Consider the following 22,193-nt stretch of genomic DNA (forward strand, 5'->3'; position numbering starts at 1 on the left):
TGTGCTTTTCGTGCTTTCCGATAGCGACGTCAGGTGGGTTGGCCGTCACCGGCAGGCTCCCATAGTTCGATCGGATTGCTTTCGGGATCATGGATGCGGGCGAAGCGGCCCGCATCCGGCGAGTCCCACGCCGGATCGGTCTCCACTGCGATGCCTGCCGCGTTCAGGCGCGCCAAGACGGCGTCGAGATTGTCCACCCGCAGGTTGAGCAGCCACGGTTTGTCCGCCGGCCAATAGTCGGTGCTGCTGCCGAACGGCAGAAACATGGTCGGGCCGGCGGCCTGCCGCCACGGGTCGTAGGCTTCGCCGCCGACACCGAGATGGGTGCGATACCAGCCCCGCAGCGCCTCGGGGTCGTGGGCGCGAAAAAAGAAGCCGCCGATCCCGGTTACCGCCATATCGTCCTCCTAAATGCTCAGCGTGGCACCGGCCCCGCGAACGTGACGAGGCTTTCCGAACCATCCGCCGCCAGCGCGCCGACGCCGACGAACGTGTCGTCGATCACCACGCCCTTCAGCACCTGCGCGGTTTCGCCGGCGCCGACGTCGCGCGTCTGTTGCCAGTCCTGCGCGTCGTTGCGGCGCCAGTGGAGGCGGTAGCCACTCGCGCCCGCGACCGGCACCCACGCCACGCGCGTATCGCTGCCGAGCGCGCCCGCCACCGTCACACCCGATGGCGCGGCCGGCGCAGCGGCGAGGCGGCGGATCGCGGCGACGTTGATCGCGGTGACCTTGGCGAGATAGGCGAAGTCCATCTTATCGGCGGTGTCGCCATATGCCTTGCCGTTTTCGGTGCGCAGGTCCTGATGCTGCGCGTTGTAATTCTCCACGCCGACGCTGAAGCGCACCGCCGGATAGCCGAGCTTCAGGAAAGGCTCGTGATCGCCGCCGCGCCCGAACCGGTCGGGCCGGCGATCGACCAGCACGTCGAGCCCGCCGGGCAGGGTGCCGGCGACACCGTCCACCAGCTTGGCGAGCGAGCGGGAGGGCGAATCATCCTCGCCGCCATTGGCGCGGCGGGCGAGTTGCGCTGGCAGATCGTCGGCGGCGCGGATCCCTTCGGAGAACACGCGCACGCGGTCCGCGACACGGGTGCCATCGGTTCCGACCGTGTTGCCGACGATATCGTTGTTGAACATCGCCGAGACGGTCCAGCCCTTTTCCTTGGCGGTGTCGGCGAGCAACTGCCCGCCCCACAGCCCCTGTTCCTCGCCCGAGAACACCGCGTAGACGATGGTCGCGCGGAACTTCTGCTTCGACAGGATGCGCGCCGCCTCCAGCACCAGCGCCACGCCCGAGCCGTCGTCGTTCGCGCCGGGCGCATCGGCGGTGGCGTTCATCACGTCGCTCACGCGGCTGTCGATATGCGCGCCGACGATGATGACGCGCTTGGGATCGGTGCCCTGCTGGAAGCCGAGCACGTCGACGATCTGCACGCCCTGCGGCGCGCGCGGGCCGGTGAAGGTGCGCGCGATATTGGCGACGGTGATGCAGCCGCCGCACGCATCGGCAAGGTGGCTGAACTCCGCGCCGACCCATGCTCGCGCCGCGCCGATGCCGCGCTTCGGGTCGTCGGGCGAGGACAGCGTGTGGCGCGTGCCGAAACTGACGAGCTTGTCGACCGTCGCCCTCAGCCGGGCGGGGTCGGGCGCTTCGTCCGCCGCGAAGGCGGGGGTGACGAGGAGCAGGGCGGAGGCCGAGGTAACGAGGGGGGAAAGGTAGCGCATAAGCGGCATCGTGCCGCGATCCGCGCGGCGCTTCAAGCCGTGCGCCACGCCCCCGGCTCAAGATCTCCCACCGTCCAGTCACCGATGCTCCACCGCACCAGCCGCAGCGTGGGGTGGCCGACCGCCGCCGTCATCCGCCGCACCTGCCGGTTGCGGCCTTCGCGGATGGTGAGGCGCAGCCAGCGATCCGGCACGCTCGCACGGTAGCGGATCGGCGGATCGCGCGGCCACAGCGCGGGCGGATCGATGCGTTCGGTCTCCGCAGGGCGCGTCATCCCGTCCTTGAGGCGAACCCCGGTGCGCAAGGCGTTCAGCGCGGCCTCATCGGGTTCGCCCTCGACCTGCACCAGATACGTCTTGGGCAGCTTGAACTTCGGATCGGCAATACGTGCCTGCAAGCGACCATCGTCGGTGAGCAGCAACAGCCCCTCGCTGTCGCGGTCGAGCCGACCGGCCGGATACACGCCGGGCACGTCGATGAACGTGGACAGCGTCGCACGTGTCGCCTCGCTGCCACGATCAGTGAACTGGCTGAGCACGTCATACGGCTTGTTGAACAGGATGAGGGTCAAGCAGGCGCGATCAACTCAGGCGGTCGATCGCCTCGCGGGTCAGCGAGCCCGGAACGATCATCAGCGGAACCGGCAGCGAACCCGAATCGCTGGAGAAGTGCGCGATCAGTGGGCCGGGCGCACCGTGCGCGGCGGCACCCAGCACGAGGGCGGCGATGTCGGGGCTGTCCGCGATCATCTCGCGGATGATCTTCGGGCCATCGCCCTGCCGCACCGTGATCGACGGACGCAGGCCGGATTCCTCCAGCAGCGTACCGGCCGCACCCGCCACCAGCCCCTCGGCGTGAAGGCGCGCCTCCTCCTCGATCGTCGCCTGCACGCCGCCGAAGGGAATGAACTCTTGCGGCTCGATCAGCGCGAGGATCTCGACGCCGCCGCCGGTCTTCACCGCGCGGCGCGCCGCGAAGCGCAACGCGATCCCGCTTTCGGGATTATTGTCGATCACAACCAGATAGATGCGCATGTTTGCCCCCGAACGGCGCTGAATACACCGTTGATTGCCCCTCGCGGCCGCTGCGTGCAAGTGCGTGTGCGCGGATGCCCGTGTCGATCATGGTCTTGACCGGGCGCGGATCGGGCGCGAGAGACACGTCAGCCCCAGGATTCGATTTCAAGGACGACTTCATGCCGATCGAGATCAAGATGCCCGCTCTCTCCCCGACGATGGAGGAGGGCACGCTCGCAAAGTGGCTGGTCAAGGAAGGCGACACCGTAAAGTCGGGCGATCTGCTCGCCGAGATCGAGACCGACAAGGCGACGATGGAGTTCGAGGCGGTCGACGAAGGCACGATCGGCAAGCTCACCGTCGCCGAAGGCACCGAAGGCGTGAAGGTCGGCACCGTGATCGCGGTGATGGCCAGCGACGGCGAGGATGCCAGCGCTGCCCCCGCCGCGCCCAAGGCCGAAGCGCCTGCCGCCGCCGCGCCGAAGGCCGAGGCTGCGCCTGCACCCGCGCCGACGCCCGCCGCGCCCGCACCCAAGGCCGAGGGCGATCGCCTGCGCGCCAGCCCGCTCGCGCGCCGTCTCGCCGCCGAGAAGAACATCGACCTTGCCGGCGTGACCGGCAGCGGACCGCGTGGTCGCATCGTCAAGGCCGATCTCGACGGTGCCAAATCGGGTACTGCCGCCGCCAAGGCCGCACCGCAGGCCGCAGCCGCACCGACACCGAGCGCCGCGCCGGCATCGGCTCCCGCCGCGCCGGTCTACGGCGTGCCCGACATTCCGCACACCGCCGACAAGCTGTCGAACGTGCGCAAGGTGATCGCGCGCCGCCTGACCGAATCGAAGCAGCAGGTGCCGCACATCTACCTGACGGTGGACATCCGGCTCGACGCGCTGCTCAAGCTGCGTGGCGAACTCAACGCCGGGCTCGCCGCGCGCGGCGTCAAGCTGTCGGTCAACGATCTGCTCATCAAGGCGCTCGGCGTCAGCCTGATGCAGGTGCCCAAGTGCAACGTGATGTACACGCCCGACCAGCTCATCAGCTTCAGCCGCGCCGACGTGTCGGTGGCGGTGAGCGTGCCGGCCGGCCTCATCACGCCGATCATCAAGGGAGCCGACACCAAGGGCGTAGCGGCGATCTCGACCGAGATGAAGGATCTCGCCGGCCGCGCAAAGGAAGGCAAGCTCAAGCCCGAGGAGTTCCAGGGCGGCACCGCATCGCTGTCGAACATGGGCATGATGGGCATCAAGCATTTCGAGGCGGTCATCAATCCGCCGCAGGGCATGATCATGGCGATCGGCGCGGGCGACCAGCGCCCGTACGTGATCGACGGTCAGCTCGGCATTGCCACCGTCATGTCGGCGACCGGCAGCTTCGATCACCGTGCGATCGACGGGGCGGACGGCGCGCAGTTGATGGCGGCGTTCAAGACGCTGGTCGAATCGCCGCTGGCGATGCTCGCGTAACCACGCGATGCGCCGGACGATCGTCGAACTGATCTTTCTGGCCATCGGCCTGGGCGTGGCGGCGCTTATCGCGTCGCTGGCGTCCTGGGCGGTGCCGGGGATCGGCCGCACGATCTGGATGATCGCCTATGTCGTCATGGCGATCGACGTGCTGCTGCGAATCATGCCGATCCGCCGCGCCTGGGTACGCGACCGCGCCGCCCGGCAGGGGGTGCCGCATGGCGACGGCTGAGCGCCTCATGCCTGCAGGCGAACCGGTGCTGCGCCTCACCGCGATGGCGGCGGACGCCAATCCGTACGGCACGATCTTCGTCGGCTGGCTGATGGGGCAAATGGCGCTCGCCGCCGGCTCGGTCGCCTCGCGACACAGCGGCGCGCGCGCGCCGGTGGTGGCGGCGGACGGCTTCACCTTCACCGCGCCCGTGCAGGTGGGGGACGAGGTGTCGGTCCATGCCGCGATCGTCGCCACCGGGCGCACCTCGATGACGGTGGCGGTCGAGATCGTCCGGCGCGACCGCCACGGCGAGCATACCGAGCGCGCCGCGCAGGGGCGCTTCGTGCTGGTGGCGATGGCCGAGGACGGCCCCAAGGCCCTTAACAGCGACGTTCAAACTTCCGATATCAAGCCGCTTCTTGAAGGAAACCCAAGTGTCTGACACCTACGATCTCGTCATCCTCGGTTCCGGCCCCGGCGGCTATGTCGCGGCGATCCGCGCGGCCCAGCTCGGCCTCAAGACCGCCATCGTCGAGCGCGAGCGGCTTGGCGGCATCTGCCTCAACTGGGGTTGCATCCCGACCAAGGCGCTGCTGCGCACCTCCGAAATCTATCACTACATGAGCCACGCCAAGGATTACGGGCTGAAGGCGGACAACATCGGCTTTGACCTCGAGGCGGTAACGCAGCGCAGCCGCAAGGTGGCGGGGCAATTGAACGCCGGCGTCAAAGGCCTGATGAAGAAGAACAAGGTCACCGTGGTCGAGGGCCTCGGTGCGCTTACCGCCAAGGATACGATCGTCGTCACGCAGGGTGACCAGAAGACCGAACTGAAGGCCAAGCACATCATCGTCGCCACCGGCGCGCGCGCGAGAGACCTGCCGTTCGCCAAGGCCGACGGCAAGCGCATCTGGACGTACCGCCACGCGATGGTGCCGCCCGAGATGCCGACCAAGCTGCTGGTGATCGGATCGGGCGCGATCGGCGTCGAATTCGCCAGCTTCTACAACGACATGGGCGCGGACGTGACCATCGTCGAGATGCTGCCGCGCATCCTGCCGGTCGAGGACGAGGAAGTCTCCGCGTTCATGGACAAGGCGCTAACCAAGCAGGGCATCAAGCTGCTCACCAACACCGGCCTGGACGCGCTCGACGTGACCGACAGCGGTGTGACAGCCAAGATCAAGGGCAAGGACGGGCAGGTCACCTCGGCCGAGTTCAGCCACGTCATCGTCGCGATCGGCATCGTGCCCAACACCGAGAACATCGGTCTGGAAGCGCTTGGCATCGAAACCGATCGCGGCCACATCAAGGTCGACGGCTATGCGCGCACCAATGTCGAGGGCGTGTACGCGATTGGCGACGTGACCGGCCCGCCGTGGCTGGCGCACAAGGCGAGCCATGAAGGCATCGTCTGTGTCGAGGCGATCGCGGGGTTGAAGCCGCACGCGTTCGAGACGTGGAACATCCCGGGCTGCACCTATTCGCGCCCGCAAGTCGCGAGCGTGGGGCTGACCGAGGCCAAGGCCAAGGACGCCGGCCACGAGGTCAAGGTCGGCAAGTTCCCGTTCATCGGCAACGGCAAGGCGATCGCGCTCGGCGAGGCGGAGGGCTTCGTCAAGACGGTGTTTGACGCTAAGACCGGCGAGCTGCTCGGCGCGCACATGGTCGGCGCGGAAGTGACCGAGCTGATCCAGGGCTATGTCATCGCCCGTCAGCTCGAAACCACCGAGGCCGAGCTGATGGAGACGGTGTTCGCGCACCCGACCCTCTCGGAAATGATGCACGAGAGCGTGCTCGGCGCCTACGGCCGCGCGATCCACATCTGATGCGACGTGGCGCGGCGGCTCTTGTGCTGGTCGCCGCGCCGGCCCTGCTTGGCGCGGCCGCACCTGCGCCGGTGGATTATGCGGGCGATGCCAAGGCGCTCGATGCGCTGATCGTCGCCAATTACGCCTATCTCGATCGCTTCCCCGGTGGCGCGGCACCGGCATCGGCGAAGCTCGCCGCCGAGCGGGACGCTGTGCATGACGGCGACAGCCTGCTTCGTTACGCCGAGGATGCGCTGACCGCGCTGGCCGACCATCATGCGATCACCGGTGCGTCATTCAAGGACGATTGGGCGGTCGTGCCGAGCTATGCCGATATCTGGATCGTGGCGGCGGGAAGCGGTTACTTCGTCGATGCCGTTCGCCATGACACGCCGGCCTCGCGGGCGGGCATCGTGGCGGGCGACCGTCTGGTTGCGGTCGGCGGCGTGCCGATCGCTGAGGCGGTGGCGGGGTTCTGGTCGCCGCTCGCGCTAGACGCCGCGGGCGAACGCAGCGCTTATGCCGCGCGCGTGCTGGCGGCTGGGCGGCGCGACCGGCCGCGCGTGCTGACGGTGTCGCATGGCGGTGTCGCGCGGACGGTCACCTTGCTGAGCCTGTACGACGCGCAACCCGGTCAGCCGCCGCTGACGGTCACCGGCACGACGATCCGCTTCAACAACTCGCTCGGAGACTCCGCGACGATTGCGGCGTTCGACTCAGCAATGGCAGGACTACCCGCCGACGCGCCCGTAACGCTCGACCTGACCGACACGCCGAGCGGCGGCAACACCAGCGTCGCGCGCGCGTTGATGGGCTGGTTCGTGACCAGGCCGAGCGCCTACCAGATCCACAATCTTCCCGCCGAGGAGCGCGAAACCGGCATAGCGCGCCAGTGGATCGAACAGGTCCTGCCGCGTTCGGGCAAATATCATCCTGGTCCGGTGAGGGTGCTGGTCGGCCGCTGGACGGGTAGCATGGGCGAGGGGCTGGCGATCGGTTTCGCCGCGTTCGGCAAGCCGGTGTGCGGCACGCGCATGGCGGGCTTGCGCGGTGCGGTCTACGATTTCCCGCTGCCGTCGAGCGGGCTCGTCGTCAAGTTCCCGGCTGAGCGGCTGTACACGGTGGATGGCACCCCGCGCGAAAGCTTCGTGCCGCGCCCGGCCTCCGCATGCCGATGACGGCCACGCGTAGCATCGCGTTTGCGGCGGCGGTGCTTTTGCTGCTTCAGCTTGGCCTGTGGTGGCCGGGCGTCGCGATGTTCGACACGATCGGTCAATATGCGCAGGTGCTGAGCGGTGCGTATGACGACTGGCACCCGCCGATCATGGCGCGGCTGTGGGCGGTGCTGCACCCACTCGGGGCGGGTGGCGCGGCGATGTTCGCAGGCCAGGCGGCGACGTATTGGCTCGGACTTGGCCTGATCGCGGCGGCGCTAGCGCGGGACGGCAGCGTACGTAGCGGCTGGGCGGTGATCGTCGTGGGGACGCTGCCGCTGTTCGTGGCATGGCAGTCGGTGATTCTAAAGGACGCGCAGATGCTCGGCGCGATGTTGGCGGCGGTCGGCATCGTCGCGCGCGCGCGGCTGGGCGGGCGGGCGCTGTCGCTGCCGGCGCTGATCGCGGTTGGCGTATTGCTCGGCTATGCTGTGCTGGTGCGCACCAATGCGGTGTTCGCGGTGGTGCCGCTGGTGGTCATGCTGGTGCCGGGGCGGCGGCGCTGGGTCGCGCGGGCAGGCGCCATTGCCGGGCTGACGCTGGCCGTGTTGGCGGTGTCGCCGATCATCAACCACCGGCTGTTCGACGCGCAGCCGACCAGCGTCGGCAATACGCTGCCGCTGTTCGATCTGGCCGGCATCGCGCATTTCGCGGGCGATGACGGCGTGCTGACCCCAGGCGAGCGCGCGCTGATCGTAACGCGACACTGTTACCAGCCGTTCTTCTGGGATCCGATCGGCAGCGCCGGCCACTGCGGGGCGATCTCCGAGCGGTTCGCGGCAGCGCCGGCTGGCGTGCTGCAGCGCGGCTGGGCGGGCGCGATCCTGCGGCACCCACTCGGCTATGCGCGGCACCGGCTTGCGCATCTCAACTCCACCACGCGCTGGCTGGTGCCGGTGGGTTGGACCAGCGCGGTGCCGCCGGCGTTGTCGGAGGTCAACACGATCGGGCTCGGCACGCCCGGCAAGGTGGTGGCGCCGGTTGTCGTGGCGGCGGCGTGGATGACGGCAACGCCGCTCGGCTGGCCGATCGCGTGGGTCGTCGTTGCGGCCTGTGTGGTGTCTATCGCCTGTGCGACGCCGCGTACGACGATCCGCGATCTTGCGCTGGCGCTCGCCGTCTCCGCGCTTGCGCTGGAGGCGAGCTTCGCGGTGGTTAGCATCGCTTCGGACCTGCGCTACCATCTGTGGCCAATGCTCGCAAGTGCGCTTGCCGCGATCCTGCTCGCCAGCGAAGGCGTGCCGCGCCGTCTTGCGCGTGGGAGCGGCTTGGCACTGCTGGCGGTGGTCGCCACCGGGCTGATTGCTCGTACGGTGCTGCCGGCGCCGCCGCCCGGCTACACCGCGATGCTCGACTGGGATGGCCGCGCTGGACAGGCGGGCACAGGCGCGCGACAAACCCCCGGGACATAAACCAAGGGGGCTTTACATGGTTCGCAGACTTCTTGCGGCGGCGCTGCTCGCGTGCGCCGCAACGCCGGCAATGGCGGAGAGCGTCGTCGTCACCGCCGCACACATGCTCGACGTCGCATCTGGCCGCACGCTCGACGATCCGGTGGTGGTCATCACCGATGGGCGCATCGCATCGGTGGTGACCGGCCAGAACGCGCGGCCGATCATTCCAGCGGGCGCAGCGCGGATCGACCTGCCCGGCAAGACCATTCTGCCCGGCCTGATCGACATGCACGTCCACCTCACGTCACTGGCGGAGATCGGCGGCTATACCGGGCTGAAATACACCGACAGTTTCTGGCAGGCGGTAGGCACTGCCAACGCGAAAAAGACGCTGGAGGCGGGCTTCACCTCGGTGCGCAACGTCGGCTCGGCGGATTTTGACGATGTCGGCTTGCGGCAGGCGATCGACGGCGGCTGGATTCCGGGGCCCCGCATGACCACCGCAACCTACGCGATCGGTGCGACCGGCGGCCACTGTGACGACAATGCGCTGCCACCCAGCCTCGACAAGCAGCAGCCCTCGGTCATCAACTCGCCGGAGCAAGCGCGCGCCAAGGTGCGCTGGCTGCACAAATACGGTGCGACCGTCATCAAGATCTGCGCGACCGGCGGCGTGTTCTCGCTCGGCGACAGCGTCGGCGGGCAGCAGTTGTCGTTCGAGGAGATGAAGGCGATCGCCGACGAGGCGCACATGCTCCACCTCCGCGTCGCTGCGCACGCGCACGGTGACGAGGGCATCAAGGCGGCGATCCTCGCCGGCATCGACACGATCGAGCATTGCAGCCTCGCCTCGGACGAGGCGATCAAACTGGCGATCCAGCATCACACCTGGTTCGACATGGATATCTACAACGATGATTACATCCTCGCCACCGGCACCAAGAACGGCACCGAGCAGCAGAGCCTCGACAAGGAGCGCGCGATCGGCCTCAAACAGCGCCAGACGTTCAGCCGCGCGGTGAAGGCGGGCGTGCCGTTGCTGTTCGGCACCGACGCTGGCGTCTATCCGCATGGCGACAACGCCCGGCAGTTCGCGGTAATGGTGAAATGGGGAATGACGCCGCTACAGGCGATCCGCGCCGCCACGCTGAGCGCGGCCGAGGCGCTCGACAAGAGCGACGACGTCGGGCAGATCGCGGTGGGTCATTACGGCGACATCGTCGCGGTGGACAGCGATCCGCTCGCCGATGTGCGCGTGCTGGAGCATCCGGCAGCGGTCATCAAGGGCGGTGAACGGGTCAAGTAAGCCTACTGCCGCCTCACCTTTGCAGCGCTGCGAGGTGAGGCGGCCGGTTATATCGAAGGCATTGGTGGCAACGGTCGGCGCCGCCATGCGCCGGTCATCGGCGCGTTGTCGTTTGCGGCCGGGCCGGCGAGCGGCTTCACCATCAGCCACGTCGCCAACGCGACCGCCACGAAAGCGACCGCGCCAAGCGTGTTTTGCCCGGTAAGGTCGCCGGCGATCGACAGGGCCGATGCCGTCTGGATCAACACGGCGACACGCCACGCCCGCCGATCCTGCACGGAGATGGCCCAGGCCGCCGCGATCACCCCGGCGAGGACGAAGCCTCCCGTCGAAAGCGCGGTGGTGACCAGAGTGGCAAGCAGCGCCACCGGCAACAGCCGCACCGGCGAGATCGGTGGTTGCGCGGAGAAGCGCGCAACATACCATGCGATTGCGCCGGCCGTCCCGACGATGGCGAGACCGGCCAGCTGCGCGCGATCGAGCGGAAGCACCGCAGCGAGAACGGACCAGACGTGCCCCGTGCGAAGGAATGGTTGCCGCCAAAGCACCTTGAGATCATGCGATGATAGGTCAAGCAACAGAACCGCCATTGTGAACGCCAGCCCCGGCAGCCACGTCGCGATCGGCACGCGCCGGTTGATGAGCAGCGCCACCACGAACGGCGCGAACAGCAGCGCCTGCGGTCCGCACACGAGACCTAGCCCGCACCACAGCAGCATCATACCGTGGCGGCGCTGAATCGCTGCATCGAGCGCCAGCAGGCAGGGCACGGCCCACATCGCATCGCTCCGCCCGAGCAGACCTGCGTTGAGCGCCGTGGCGGGCAGCGCCAGCGTCACCGCCGCCCACCGCGCGGCATGCGGCACGTTCAGCGTCCGCAGCAACCGCCACACCGCGCCGGTCAGTGCAAGCGCACCGACGAGCGGCACCAGCATCGTCGAGTCCGGTCGCGCCAGCAGCGCGTACAGCACCGCCGCCGCAACGAACGAGAGCAGGACAGGAGGGGGCGTGATGCGTGTGGCGGACAAGGAGAGGGTTTCCGATCGGAGCGATCGGACCCATCGCACGTCCGTGGTTAGCGGGCGGTAAAAACGTGGTGGGCGTTGCCTGTGCGGTCGGGCGTTCCTATGATCGGTCGCGAGGAGCGACGTGGGGCCAGCCCACGCGTTTTCCGGCCGCAGAGCCGAACCGGCCGGGGCGATCCGGCAATCGAGAGAAGGAGCCGTCAGGTGGTCGATATCAATGAGTTCGCTAACAAGGCCAAGGGAAGCTTTGACGAGACGTTCGCCGATCCGGCGCGCAAAGCGGGCATGAAGTTCGTGGAGGGCGGCTCGAACCTGGGCCTGCGCATGCTCGATCAAGCCGAGTCGAACACGCGTGAGGCGTTCGCCGCAATGCGTCAGGTGGCCGAGGCGAAGGATCTGTCGCAGGTGATGAAGATCCAGGGCGACTTCATTCGCGAACAGAGCAACCGTTCCGTGACGCAGGCGCGCGAGATCGGCGAACTCATCATGAAATTTGGCCGTGACGTGGTCTCACCCGAGAAAAGCGAATAGTCTTCGCGGCCTCATCCGCACGCGGGGGCATGGCGCGGTCACGGAGCGCGCGTAGGCTGGTGCGAAGCTTCGGGACCGCGATCGGTTATCCGGCGTTGATCACTGCTGCTTTGTAGCGGGTACGGGGCGTGTATCGTCCGGTGCGACGTCGAGCGTCGCATCGCCGCCGAGCGTGCGGTACAGCGTCACCAGATTGGCCGCCGCGGTCAGTTGCGTATCGACCAGCGACCGCTGCGACGAATAGAAGGACTGCTGCGCGGTCAGGCTCTGCAGATACGTGTCGATGCCGCCGCGATAGCGGGCGTTGGACAATTCGAAATTCTCGCGCGAGGCGGCGGTGAGCGCCTGTTGCGCGCGGCTCTGCTCCGCGATCGTGCCGCGTCGCGCCAGTGCGTCGGACACCTCACGGAACGCGGTCTGGATCGCGCGTTCATAGGTGGCGAGCGCGACATCGCGCTGCGCGCGCGACTGTGCGACGGTTGCCTTGCCGGCGCCGGCACGGAAGATGGAATAGTTTACGCTCGGCGCCACCGAATAGGTGAACGCGCCGCCGGTGAACAGGTTGGATAAGGCGCTCGACGCAAAGCCGGTCAGCGCGGTGAGCGAGATGGTCGGGAACAGTTCGGCGCGCGCGGCACCGATCTCGGCATTGGCCGCGCGCAATTCGTACTCCGCCTCCACGACATCGGGGCGGCGCAGCAGCACGCGGGAGTCCAGCCCAGCAGGGAGTTCGGCGACGGTTTGCCCGGCCTGCTCGATCCCGTCCGGCAACAACGCCGGATCGACCGGTGCGCCGACCAGCAACTGCAACGCGTTCACGTCCTGCGCCAGCGCGGTTTTCTGCTCGGCCAGGTCGGACAGCGCGGTCTGCAAGGTGATCTGCGCCTGCGCGAGATCGGTACGCGGCGCGATCCCGCCGTTCAGCCGCTGCGTGGTCAGCGCGACGCTCTTCTGCGCGATGGCGGCGGTCTGTTCGGCGATGCGCAGCAGGCTTTTGTCGGAGGCATAGGTCAGCCAGCCGGTAGCGATGTCGCCGATCAAGGTGAGGCGGGTCGCCCGGGCGGTCGCCTCGGTTTCGAAATAGCGGTTCTGCGCAGCCTGCGTCAGCGAACGGACGCGCCCGAACAGATCGAGCTCAAACGCGGTAATGCCGACATTGGCGGAGAAGCTACTGGTGGTCCCGCCGAACGTGTTCGACGTGCCGGAGACGACCGTACCCGTGCCACCCGTTCCGGTGCCTGTACCCGTGCCGCCGTTGCCGACTCCGCCAGCGCCCGTACCGCCGGTGCCCGTACCGGTGCCGGTGCCGGTGCCGCCAGTGCCGATCCCGCCGATCCCGGTGGTGGTATTGCCGCCAGCCGAACTCGTCTGACGTCGCGAATAACCGCCCGTCGCGCCGATCTGCGGCAACAATTCGGCGCGCTGAATATGGTATTGCGCGCGCGCTGTGGCGATATTCCCCGCCGCGATGCGCAGATCGCGATTGTTGATGAGCGCCTGTTCGATGATCTTCTGGAGCCGCGCGTCGCGAAAGATGTCGCGGTAGCTGACGCTTGGCAGCGTCGCCTCGCTGGTGCGCAGATACGCGTCGCCGGTCGGCCACGACATCGGCACCGGCGGCTCCGGGCGAACGTATTTCGGCGCCAGCGAGCAACCACCAAGCGCTGCAAGCGCGAACGCGCTCACGACCGTGCGGTTCATGCCGTCTCCTCCGGGTGCGGTTCATGGTGGAGCCGGCTCCGCACCGCCTTCAATCCGTCGCGCGCGCCGCGCCGCACCAGCACGAAGAACAACGGAATGTAGAAGATCGCCAGGATCGTCGCGGTCAGCATCCCGCCGATCACCGCCGTGCCGATCGCCACGCGGCTGTTCGCGCCCGCGCCGGTCGAGATCGCCAGCGGCAGCACGCCGAAGATGAACGCGAAGCTGGTCATCAGGATCGGCCGCAAACGGATCCGCGCCGCCTCCAGCGCCGCCTCGATCACGCGCTTGCCCTCCTTCTCGGCCTGTTCGGCGAATTCGATCATCAGAATGGCGTTCTTGGAGGCGAGGCCCATCGTCGTCAGCAGGCCGATCTGGAGATACACGTCGTTCTGCAGCCCACGCAGCGTCACCGCGAAGATCGCGCCGACCAGCCCCAGCGGAATGACCAGCAGCACCGCGATAGGAACCGTCCAGCTTTCGTACAGGGCGGCAAGGCACAGGAACACCACCAGCAGCGAAATGCCGTAGAGGAACGGCGCCTGGCCGGTCGACAGCCGTTCCTGATAGGAGAGGCCGCTCCATGCCACACTGGTGCCGGGGATCTTCGCGGCGAGATCGGTCATTACCTTCATCGCATCGCCCGAGCTCTGCCCCGGCGCCGCCTGACCCTGTATCTCGTAGGAGGAGATGCCCTGGAACCGCGCCAGCGAGTTCGGCGCGGTGTTCCAGCTCGTCGTCGCGAACGACGAGAACGGCGCCATCGCCCCGCTCGTACCGCGCACGTACCAGCGCGCGATATCCTCGGGACGCGAACGGTATTCCGCCTCGCCCTGGACATAGACCCGCTTCACGCGGCCGCGATCGTTGAAGTCGTTGACGTAGCTGCCGCCCCAGGCGGTCGACAGGGTGGCGTTGACCTGCGCCTGACTGAGGCCGAGCGTGCTGAGCTTGAGCGGATCAACATCAACCTTCAGCGTCGGCTGGTCGTCAAGATCGGTCGGGCGTACCGCCGCCAGCCGGTCGTCGGCGCGGGCGGCGGCGAGCAGCTTGTCGCGTGCCGCCTTGAAGTCGACTCGACTCATGCCGCTGGAGTTCTGCAGTTCGAGCGTGAAGCCGTTGCTCTGGCCGAGACCACGCACCGCGCTCGGCTGGATCGCGTAGAACTCCACGTCGCGCAACGCGCCGAGTGCCGCCGTCGCGCGCTGGGTGATGGCGGGCGCGGCGTTGGCTGTGCCTTTGCGGTCCGACCATTCCTTGAACGCGACGAAGCCGCGTCCGGAGTTCTGACCACCGCCGGAGTTGCCGCCGACACCGGCGACGGTCAGCACGCCTTCGACGTTGGCCTTTTCCTGCGTGAGGAAATATTTCTCGATCTCGCGCTGCGCTACCTGGGTCTTGTTGATCGTCGCACCTGGGGCGAGATTGTACTGGAGCGAGGCGATCCCCTGATCCTCGGTCGGCAGGAAGCCGGTCGGCAGGCGCACGAACATCAGCGCGAGGATCACGATTACGCCCGCATAGATCAGCAGGAACAGCCACTTGCGATCGATCACGCGGGTGACGGCGTTGCCGTAGCGTTCGATCATCTTGTCGAAATTGGTGTTGAACCAGTCCTTCGCGCCCTGTGTATGCCGCGCGATCCAGCCGTCATGCTTCTCCTCGTCCTTGCGCTTCAGCAAGGTGGCGGTGAGGGCGGGGGTGAGCACCAGCGCGACGATCACCGACAGCACCATCGCCGACACGATCGTGACGGAGAATTGCTTGTAGATCACGCCGGTCGAGCCCCCGAAGAACGCCATCGGCAGGAACACCGCCGACAGCACCAGCGCGATCGCCACCAGCGCGACGGTGATCTCATCCATCGATCGGATCGTCGCGTCGCGCGGCGAGAGCGACGGGTCCTCGTCCATCAGACGCTCGACGTTTTCGACCACCACAATCGCATCGTCGACGAGCAGGCCGATCGCCAGCACCAGCCCGAACAGCGTCAGCGTGTTGATCGAGAAACCGGCGATCGCGAAGATGCCGAACGTGCCGAGCAACACCACCGGCACCGCGATGGTCGGGATCAACGTCGCGCGCCAGCTTTGCAGAAACACGAACATGACGATCACGACGAGGATGATCGCCTCGATCAGCGTGATGACCACTTCGTCGACGGACAGTTTGATGAACTCGGTCGAATCCTGCGGGAACGAATAGGCGAAGCCGTGCGGGAAACTCTTGGCCTGCCGCTGGAACTCGGCGCGGACCAGTTCTGCGGTGGACATGGCGTCCGCGCCGGGGGCGAGGCTGACCGCCATGCCGGCGCCGGGATGGCCGTTATAGCGGCTGACGATGCCGTAGCTCTCCGCGCCAAGCTGAACCGTGCCGACGTCGCTGATCCGCACCGCCGAACCGTCCGGCTGCGTCTTGACGACGATGTCGCGGAACTGTTCGGGCGTTTGCAGGCGCGACTGCGCGGTGACGGTCGCGTCGAGCACCTGGGTCGGCGGATTGGGCGCGCCGCCGACTTCGCCCGCGGCGACCTCCGCGTTCTGCCCCTGGATCGCGGTGATGACGTCACTCGGCATCAGGCTGAAGCTGGCGAGCTTGTCTGGGTTGAGCCACACCCGCATCGCATATTGCGAGCCGAACACGTTGGTGTCGCCGACGCCCTTCAGCCGGCCGATCGGCTCCTGCATCTTGGAGACGAGATAATCGGACACATCCTCGTTGGTGACGCGGTTGGATGTGTCGTAGATCGCCGCCACGATCAGGAAGTCGGGGTTCGACTTGGTGACGGTCAGGCCCTGCTGTTGCACCTGTTGCGGCAGGCGGGAGACCGACTGCTGCACCTTGTTCTGCACCTGCACCTGCGCGATGTCGGGATCGGTGCCCTTCTGGAAGGTGGCGGTGATCGTCACCTGCCCGCGCGAGGTGGAGCTGGACGAGAAATACAGCAGCCCGTCGAGCCCGGTGAGCTGTTGCTCGATCACCTGCGTCACGCTGTTTTCGAGTGTACCGGCTGACGCGCCGGGGTAGCTCGCGCGGATGTTGACGGTGGGTGGGGCGACGTCGGGATATTGCTCGATCGGCAGCGTGTAGATCGCGCCGACACCCGCCAGCATGATGATGATGGCAATGACCCAGGCGAAGATCGGCCGGTCGATGAAGATGCGGGAGATCACGGGCGCGTCAGCCCTTGGCGCCGTTGGCGCCGTCCGCGCCGGATTTCTTCGGCACCTCGATCTTCTGCGGCGCACTCGCCGGAACCGCCTTGACCTTCATGTTCGGCTTGGTCTTGCCGACGCCCTGGACGATCACCTTGTCGCCGGGCTTCAGGCCGCCGGTGACGATCCAGTCGGTGCCGAACGTGCGCGTCGCGGTGACGTCGCGCAGCACTGCCTTGTCGCCGTTCAGCACGAACACGGTGGCCTCACCCTTGGCGGTGCGCGAGACCGCCGGTTGCGGTACGAGAATGGCGTTGTTGTCGACCGACTGCGCAAAGCTCGCGCGGACGAACATGCCGGGCAGCAGCAGCCCCTGCGGATTGGGGAACACCGCGCGCACCGTCACCGTGCCGGTGGTCGGATCGACCACCACTTCGGAGAATTCGACCTTGCCCTTGATGCCGTAGTCCGTCCCGTCTTCCAGCCGCAGCGTAACGGAGGCGGTGGTCGGCACCACGCCACTGGTCGCGAGCGCGCGGCGCAGGTTGAGCAGATCGCTGCTCGATTGCTGGATGTCGACATAGATCGGATCAAGCCGCTGGATCGTCGTCAGCGGATCGGTCTGGCCGGCGGTGACGAGCGCCCCGGCGGTGAAAAGCGATCGCCCGATCCGACCGGTGATGGGGGCGGGTACGGTGGTGAAGCGCAGGTTGATCTTCGCGGTTTGCAGCGCGGCGCGTTGCTGCGCCACGGCGGCGGCGGCCTGCCGCGCGGCGGCCTGCGCATCGGTATAGTCCTGCTTCGCCACCGCCTCGATCTCGGCGAGCGGCTTGTAGCGTTCGGCCTTGATGCGGGTCGATTCGGCATTCGCCTGCGCGCTTTGCAGATTGGCCTGCGCCTGGTTGGTCGACGCGCGGTACAGGCTCGGATCGATTTCGTAGAGCGGCTGGCCCTGGTGCACCAACGCGCCTTCCTTGAAGAAGCGCTTGTAGATCACGCCGGACACCTGCGGCCGCACGTCCGAACTTTCATAGGCGGACGTGCGCCCGGCCAGTTCGGTGACGATCGGCACGCTGCTTTGCTTGGCGACGATATAGCCGACCTCGGGCGGACCCTTAGGCCCTTTGCCCTTCCCACCGGCGCCGCCTTGCGCGCCCGATCCCGAACATCCGGCAAGCGTGACCGTGCACAGCAGGGCGATCGCTGGGATGATGGAAGCGGGAGAGGACAGGACGGGACGGCGGAACTGAGCGAGCGTCATCGTTTCTCCATCGCATATCCGCCACCGGTCAGGGCATTGCGGTGATCTGGTCAACGCAAACACCGCCGAACGCCGGATATCGGGGCAATACGCCATAGCATTAGACGCATTATTTTGCAGCGCAACACGCCCGATTCGGGCTTACCGCAATTTGGCGATGCTCAGCCCGTCCGCCTTGGCACGATCCTTGGTCGATTCCTCGCTACGCTTCAACGCCTTGGCGATCGCCTTCAGCGCCATGCCCTTTTTCGCCAGCGTGTGCAGCTTCTGGATTTCGTCGGTGGTCCAGGGCTGGCGGTGGCGTTCGAATCGATCTTCGCTCATCGGTGTGGACTACGCCAAACGGACACTGTGCGCCATCTCGACATCGCGGGGGCGGGCGGGCAGAGCGTGGTCGATAAGATGGAGGGTGGCTTGGACAATTATGATGTCGTGATCGTCGGCGCCGGGCATGGCGGCGCACAGGCGGCGATCGCGCTGCGCCAGAACGGTTTCGCAGGCACCGTCGCGATGATCGGTGACGAGCCGGAAATCCCCTACGAGCGCCCGCCACTGTCCAAGGACTATCTCGCCGGCGACAAGAGCTTCGAACGTATCCTGATCCGCCAGCCCGCCTTCTGGGAGGAGCGCGGGGTGACGATGCTGCTCGGTTCCGCCGTCGTTCGCGTCGATCCAAAGGCGCGTACGCTGGACACGGCGGCGGGCGCGGTGATCGGTTATGGCAAGCTGATCTGGGCGACCGGCGGCAGTCCGCGTCGGTTGAGCTGCGCCGGACACGATCTGCGCGGCGTCCACGGCGTCCGCACCCGCGCGGATGTCGACCAATTGATGCGCGAACTGCCGCAGGTGACGCGCGTCGTGGTGGTCGGCGGCGGCTATATCGGCCTGGAGGCGGCGGCGGTGCTGTCGAAGTTCGGCAAGCACGTGACTGTGCTGGAGGCGCAGGACCGTGTGCTGGCGCGCGTCGCCGGCGAACCGCTGTCGCGCTTCTACGAGGCGGAACACCGCGCTCACGGCGTCGACCTGCACCTCGGCGCGAGCGTGGTGTGTATCGAGGAACGGGACGGCGCCGCCTGCGGCGTGCGGCTGGCGGACGATAGCGTGCTGGCATGCGAGATGGTGATCGTCGGCATCGGCATCATTACCGCGGTCGCGCCTTTGCTGGCGGCCGGCGCGGAGGGGCACAACGGCGTCACCGTCGATGCGCAATGCCGTACCAGTCTTGCCGACGTCTTCGCGATCGGGGACTGCGCGGCGCACGCCAACCGCTTTGCGGGCGGCGCGACGATCCGGCTCGAATCGGTGCAGAATGCCAACGATCAGGCGACGGTCGCCGCCAAGACTATCGTCGGTGAGAGCGTCGCTTATGATGCGGTGCCGTGGTTCTGGTCCAACCAGTATGACCTGCGACTGCAAACCGTCGGCCTGTCGATCGGCCACGATGCGGTTGTGCTGCGCGGCGTTGCGGAGACGCGCAGCTTTTCGGTGATCTACCTGAAGGCGGGCCGGGTGATCGCACTCGATTGCGTCAACGCGGTCAAGGACTATGTGCAGGGCCGCGCGCTGGTGCTGGCGGGCGCCGAGATCGACCCTGTGGCGCTCGCCGACACCAGCCTGCCGTTGAAGGCGCTGCTGCCCGCATGAACCGGAGACCGTTATGAGCCTGATCCTCGCCGCCCTGTTGCTCGCGCCCCAGGCGAGCGCGTCCGACAAGCTGCCGCCCGCCAACCCGATCCCGCTGGCGGACGCCGACACGCGCGACGTGATCGCGCCGGTCAACGCGTTTCTCGCGGGGATCGCGGCGAGCGACCCGAAGGCGATTGCGGCGGTGGTGCGGCCCGATGGCGGCGCGACCTATGCGGTGGAAAATCCGGACGGCACGCGCAGCATCACGCGGCGTAGCTGGACGGAGGTGGCGGCGCGCTTCGCCCCCGGCGGCGATCGCTTCGAGGAACGCATCAGCGATCCCGCGATCGAAAGCGATGGGGACGTCGCCATGGTGTGGGCGCCTTATGTGTTCCGCGTGAACGGCAAGGTGCAGCATTGCGGGGTCGACCATTTCGACCTGATCCGCGAACGCGGCACGTGGAAGATCGCCAACGCGAGCTGGTCCTCCCGCACCGCGGGCTGCGACGCGCAATAAAGCGCGTCGTGGCCGAACCGGCATAATCTTGCGACAAACTGCGGGCATTTGGGCCTCTTCATCTTAAGGGGCCCTCATGCGTCGCACGTCCATCGTCCTGTCCGTCGCGCTTGCCGGCACCGCGACCGCTGCCCTCGCGCAGTCGGCCGCGCCGCCGGCGGCACCGCAGCGTCCGCAGCAGACCGCGCCGAGCGATGAGGCCGAGGATCCCGCCGACATCGTCGTGCAGGGACAGAAGCCGCCGGGATCGGTGGTTGGTGACATCCCGCCCGAGCAGACGCTCGGGCCGGCGGACATCCGCTCCTACGGCGTCAACTCGATCTCCGATCTCCTCAACGAACTGTCGCCGCAGACGCGCAGCGATCGCGGCAGCGGCGGCGCGCCGGTTGTGCTGCTCGACGGCAAGCGCATCTCCAGCTTCGCAGAGATTCGCGACATTCCGACCGAGGCGATCCTGCGTGCGGAAATCCTGCCCGAAGAAGTCGCGCTGAAATATGGCTACCGCGCCGATCAGCGCGTGGTGAACATCGTTCTGCGCCGCCGCTTCCGCGCGCTCACCACCGAACTCGCCGATACGCAACCGACCGAGGGCGGCAGCAACACGCCCGGGGTAGAGGCGGACCTGCTCAAGATCCAGGCCGGCAAGCGCGCCAACCTCCATCTGTCGTACAAGGCCAGTTCCGCGCTGACCGAGGCGGAGCGCGACATCACCGCCGCGCCCAGCAATTTCGCGACCGGCGGCAACATCACCGGCGTCGGCGGCGGCGCGATCGACCCCGCGCTCGGCACCGCCACGATCGTCGGCGTGCCCGGCAGCGCGGCGACCACCAACCCGACGATCGGCGATTTCGCCGCGACCGCCGCGAATGTCACCAATCAGGGCCAGTACCGCACACTCGTGCCGTCCAGCCGCGATTTCTCCGCCAACACGGTCTACGCGACATCGATCTTCAACAATGTCAGCGCCACCGTGAACGGCCGCCTTGAGGTGACCGACAGTCAGGGCCTGGTCGGTCTGCCGACCGCGCAGTTGACGCTGCCCGCCGGCAATCCCTTCTCGCCGTTTTCGCAAGCCGTGGTGGTGAACCGTGCGCTCGGCGACGGCTACATCCCGCTCCGCCAGCAGAATTCGAGCGTCGTTACCCATTTCGGCACCACGCTGAACGGTACGCTCGCCAAGTGGCAATGGTCGGTCACCGGCAATTACGACCGCACCGACAGCGAGACGTTTACCGACCTCGGTGTCGATACCTCGGCGTTCCAGACGCGGCTCAACGCGGGCGACCGGACCGCCAACCCGTACGGGCCGCTCGCCGGGCAGTTCACCGGGCTGCCGGTCAATCGCGGCTATTCGACATCGCAGACCGGCGGCGCGGACGCGTTGTTCAGCGGGCAGTTGTTCAAGCTGCCGGCAGGGGCGATCTCCACCGCGATCCGCGTCGGTGCGCAGACCAACAGTTTCGACAGCCGATCGTACCGCGCGAATATCGAGCAGGTCGGCAACGTCCAGCGCGATATCGTCAACGGCCAGATCAACCTCGATCTGCCGCTCACCAGCCGCGCGCGGCATGTGCTCGGCGCGATCGGCACGCTGTCGGCCAACCTCAACATCGCGGTAGATCACCTGTCGGACTTCGGCACGCTGACGACGATCGGCTACGGTGTGAACTGGGCGCCGATCCCCGCCTTGCGCATCCTCGCCTCCGCCACCGATCGCGACGACGCGCCGAGCGCGCAGCAGCTCGGCAACCCGACCATCGTGACGCCCAACGTGCGGGTGTTCGATTACGTCACCGGCACCAACGCGATCGTCACCTCGATCAGCGGCGGCAACCGTGCGCTTATCAGCAGCACCAGCCATACCAAGAAGCTGGAGGGAACGCTGAAGCCCTGGGCGTCGAAGGACATCAGCTTCATCGCCAACTATATCGACGTTCGCACCGAAAACCCGGTCGCCGCCTTCCCCGGTGCGACGGCGGCGATCGAAAGCGTCTTCCCGCAGCGTTTCATGCGCGATGCCGATGGCGATCTGCTCCAGGTCGATTCGAGGCCGATCAACTTCGCGGAATCGAGCCGCTCCGAACTGCGTTACGGCGTGAACTTCTCGATCAGACTGAAGTCGCACATCCAGAAGGCGTTCGAGGCATTTCGTGCCGGCAAGGGGCCGAACCCGCTGGCAGGGCTGTTCCCGCCGGGCGGCCGGCGGCCGGGCGGACCGGATGGTGGCCCGCG

General features: G+C 67.3%; 20 protein-coding genes. 11 read left to right on the plus strand and 9 right to left on the minus strand.

The features are described 5' to 3' along the window. Positions 1–29 precede the first annotated feature (29 nt). Genes OXR00_RS11570 through OXR00_RS11585 form a run of 4 tightly spaced genes read right to left on the minus strand, consistent with a single transcriptional unit; the run spans position 30 to position 2,761 of the window. The gene (locus OXR00_RS11570) at positions 30–398 is read right to left on the minus strand and encodes a VOC family protein (RefSeq protein ID WP_267388367.1); all 369 of its coding nucleotides are present in this window, start codon (positions 396–398) and stop codon (positions 30–32) included. 17 nt (positions 399–415) lie between these two features. Then, positions 416–1,726 carry a M20/M25/M40 family metallo-hydrolase gene (locus OXR00_RS11575; RefSeq protein ID WP_267388391.1) on the minus strand — a complete coding sequence of 437 codons (1,311 nt, stop codon included), beginning with the start codon at positions 1,724–1,726 and terminating at the stop codon, positions 416–418. 32 nt (positions 1,727–1,758) lie between these two features. Beyond that, positions 1,759–2,298: a pseudouridine synthase gene (locus OXR00_RS11580; protein ID WP_267388368.1), complete on the minus strand. Its 540-nt coding sequence runs from the start codon at positions 2,296–2,298 to the stop codon at positions 1,759–1,761. A 10-nt stretch (positions 2,299–2,308) separates the two neighbouring features. Continuing rightward, the gene (locus OXR00_RS11585; protein WP_267388369.1) at positions 2,309–2,761 is read right to left on the minus strand and encodes a universal stress protein; all 453 of its coding nucleotides are present in this window, start codon (positions 2,759–2,761) and stop codon (positions 2,309–2,311) included. A gap of 161 nt (positions 2,762–2,922) precedes the next feature. Here OXR00_RS11585 and OXR00_RS11590 point away from each other — a divergent pair, with 161 nt between their 5' ends. Genes OXR00_RS11590 through OXR00_RS11620 form a run of 7 tightly spaced genes read left to right on the plus strand, consistent with a single transcriptional unit; the run spans position 2,923 to position 10,145 of the window. Further along, positions 2,923–4,206 carry a pyruvate dehydrogenase complex dihydrolipoamide acetyltransferase gene (locus tag OXR00_RS11590; RefSeq protein WP_267388370.1) on the plus strand — a complete coding sequence of 428 codons (1,284 nt, stop codon included), beginning with the start codon at positions 2,923–2,925 and terminating at the stop codon, positions 4,204–4,206. Positions 4,207–4,213: 7 nt separating this feature from the next. After that, on the plus strand, positions 4,214–4,438 hold the full coding sequence (locus OXR00_RS11595; RefSeq protein WP_267388371.1) for a hypothetical protein: 225 nt from the start codon (positions 4,214–4,216) through the stop codon (positions 4,436–4,438). Further along, complete coding sequence (locus tag OXR00_RS11600; RefSeq protein WP_267388372.1) at positions 4,425–4,862, plus strand: hotdog domain-containing protein; 438 nt, start codon at positions 4,425–4,427, stop codon at positions 4,860–4,862. Before OXR00_RS11595 ends, OXR00_RS11600 begins: the two co-directional genes overlap by 14 nt. Next, positions 4,855–6,249 carry a dihydrolipoyl dehydrogenase gene (gene lpdA / locus OXR00_RS11605; protein ID WP_267388373.1) on the plus strand — a complete coding sequence of 465 codons (1,395 nt, stop codon included), beginning with the start codon at positions 4,855–4,857 and terminating at the stop codon, positions 6,247–6,249. The genes OXR00_RS11600 and lpdA overlap by 8 nt, the downstream gene beginning before the upstream one ends. Next, the gene (locus tag OXR00_RS11610) at positions 6,249–7,409 is read left to right on the plus strand and encodes a PDZ domain-containing protein (RefSeq protein WP_267388374.1); all 1,161 of its coding nucleotides are present in this window, start codon (positions 6,249–6,251) and stop codon (positions 7,407–7,409) included. Before lpdA ends, OXR00_RS11610 begins: the two co-directional genes overlap by 1 nt. After that, complete coding sequence (locus tag OXR00_RS11615) at positions 7,400–8,857, plus strand: hypothetical protein (RefSeq protein WP_267388375.1); 1,458 nt, start codon at positions 7,400–7,402, stop codon at positions 8,855–8,857. The genes OXR00_RS11610 and OXR00_RS11615 overlap by 10 nt, the downstream gene beginning before the upstream one ends. 16 nt (positions 8,858–8,873) lie before the next feature. After that, a complete protein-coding gene (locus OXR00_RS11620; protein WP_276593041.1) occupies positions 8,874–10,145 on the plus strand; it encodes an amidohydrolase family protein in 1,272 nt (423 codons plus the stop codon). A gap of 47 nt (positions 10,146–10,192) precedes the next feature. On the opposite strand, the gene OXR00_RS11625 is transcribed toward OXR00_RS11620, so the two are convergent. Further along, positions 10,193–11,173: a hypothetical protein gene (locus tag OXR00_RS11625; protein ID WP_267388376.1), complete on the minus strand. Its 981-nt coding sequence runs from the start codon at positions 11,171–11,173 to the stop codon at positions 10,193–10,195. A 99-nt stretch (positions 11,174–11,272) separates the two neighbouring features. Here OXR00_RS11625 and OXR00_RS11630 point away from each other — a divergent pair, with 99 nt between their 5' ends. After that, on the plus strand, positions 11,273–11,701 hold the full coding sequence (locus OXR00_RS11630) for a phasin family protein (RefSeq protein WP_267388377.1): 429 nt from the start codon (positions 11,273–11,275) through the stop codon (positions 11,699–11,701). Positions 11,702–11,800: 99 nt separating this feature from the next. Here OXR00_RS11630 and OXR00_RS11635 read toward each other — a convergent pair whose 3' ends face one another. The 4 genes from OXR00_RS11635 to OXR00_RS11650 form a co-directional block, all read right to left on the minus strand. Beyond that, positions 11,801–13,402: an efflux transporter outer membrane subunit gene (locus OXR00_RS11635; protein ID WP_267388378.1), complete on the minus strand. Its 1,602-nt coding sequence runs from the start codon at positions 13,400–13,402 to the stop codon at positions 11,801–11,803. Further along, positions 13,399–16,575 (minus strand): efflux RND transporter permease subunit, encoded by a 3,177-nt coding sequence (locus OXR00_RS11640; RefSeq protein WP_346731998.1) that lies wholly within the window; start codon positions 16,573–16,575, stop codon positions 13,399–13,401. The genes OXR00_RS11635 and OXR00_RS11640 overlap by 4 nt, the downstream gene beginning before the upstream one ends. A 7-nt stretch (positions 16,576–16,582) precedes the next feature. Then, on the minus strand, positions 16,583–17,818 hold the full coding sequence (locus tag OXR00_RS11645) for an efflux RND transporter periplasmic adaptor subunit (RefSeq protein ID WP_267388379.1): 1,236 nt from the start codon (positions 17,816–17,818) through the stop codon (positions 16,583–16,585). A gap of 141 nt (positions 17,819–17,959) precedes the next feature. Further along, a complete protein-coding gene (locus OXR00_RS11650) occupies positions 17,960–18,142 on the minus strand; it encodes a hypothetical protein (protein ID WP_069207285.1) in 183 nt (60 codons plus the stop codon). 90 nt (positions 18,143–18,232) lie between these two features. Here OXR00_RS11650 and OXR00_RS11655 point away from each other — a divergent pair, with 90 nt between their 5' ends. From OXR00_RS11655 to OXR00_RS11665, 3 genes are all read left to right on the plus strand, one after another. Continuing rightward, complete coding sequence (locus OXR00_RS11655; protein WP_267388394.1) at positions 18,233–19,462, plus strand: FAD-dependent oxidoreductase; 1,230 nt, start codon at positions 18,233–18,235, stop codon at positions 19,460–19,462. A gap of 13 nt (positions 19,463–19,475) precedes the next feature. Continuing rightward, entirely contained in the window at positions 19,476–19,961 is a 486-nt protein-coding gene (locus OXR00_RS11660; RefSeq protein ID WP_267388380.1) for a nuclear transport factor 2 family protein, read from the plus strand. Between the two features lie 76 nt (positions 19,962–20,037). After that, positions 20,038–22,193, plus strand: a 2,156-nt coding sequence (locus tag OXR00_RS11665; RefSeq protein WP_267388381.1) for a TonB-dependent receptor, incomplete at its 3' end; no start/stop codon positions are given.

It is taken from the genome of Sphingomonas sp. GC_Shp_3, assembly GCF_026540945.1.
Lineage (GTDB): Bacteria > Pseudomonadota > Alphaproteobacteria > Sphingomonadales > Sphingomonadaceae > Sphingomonas.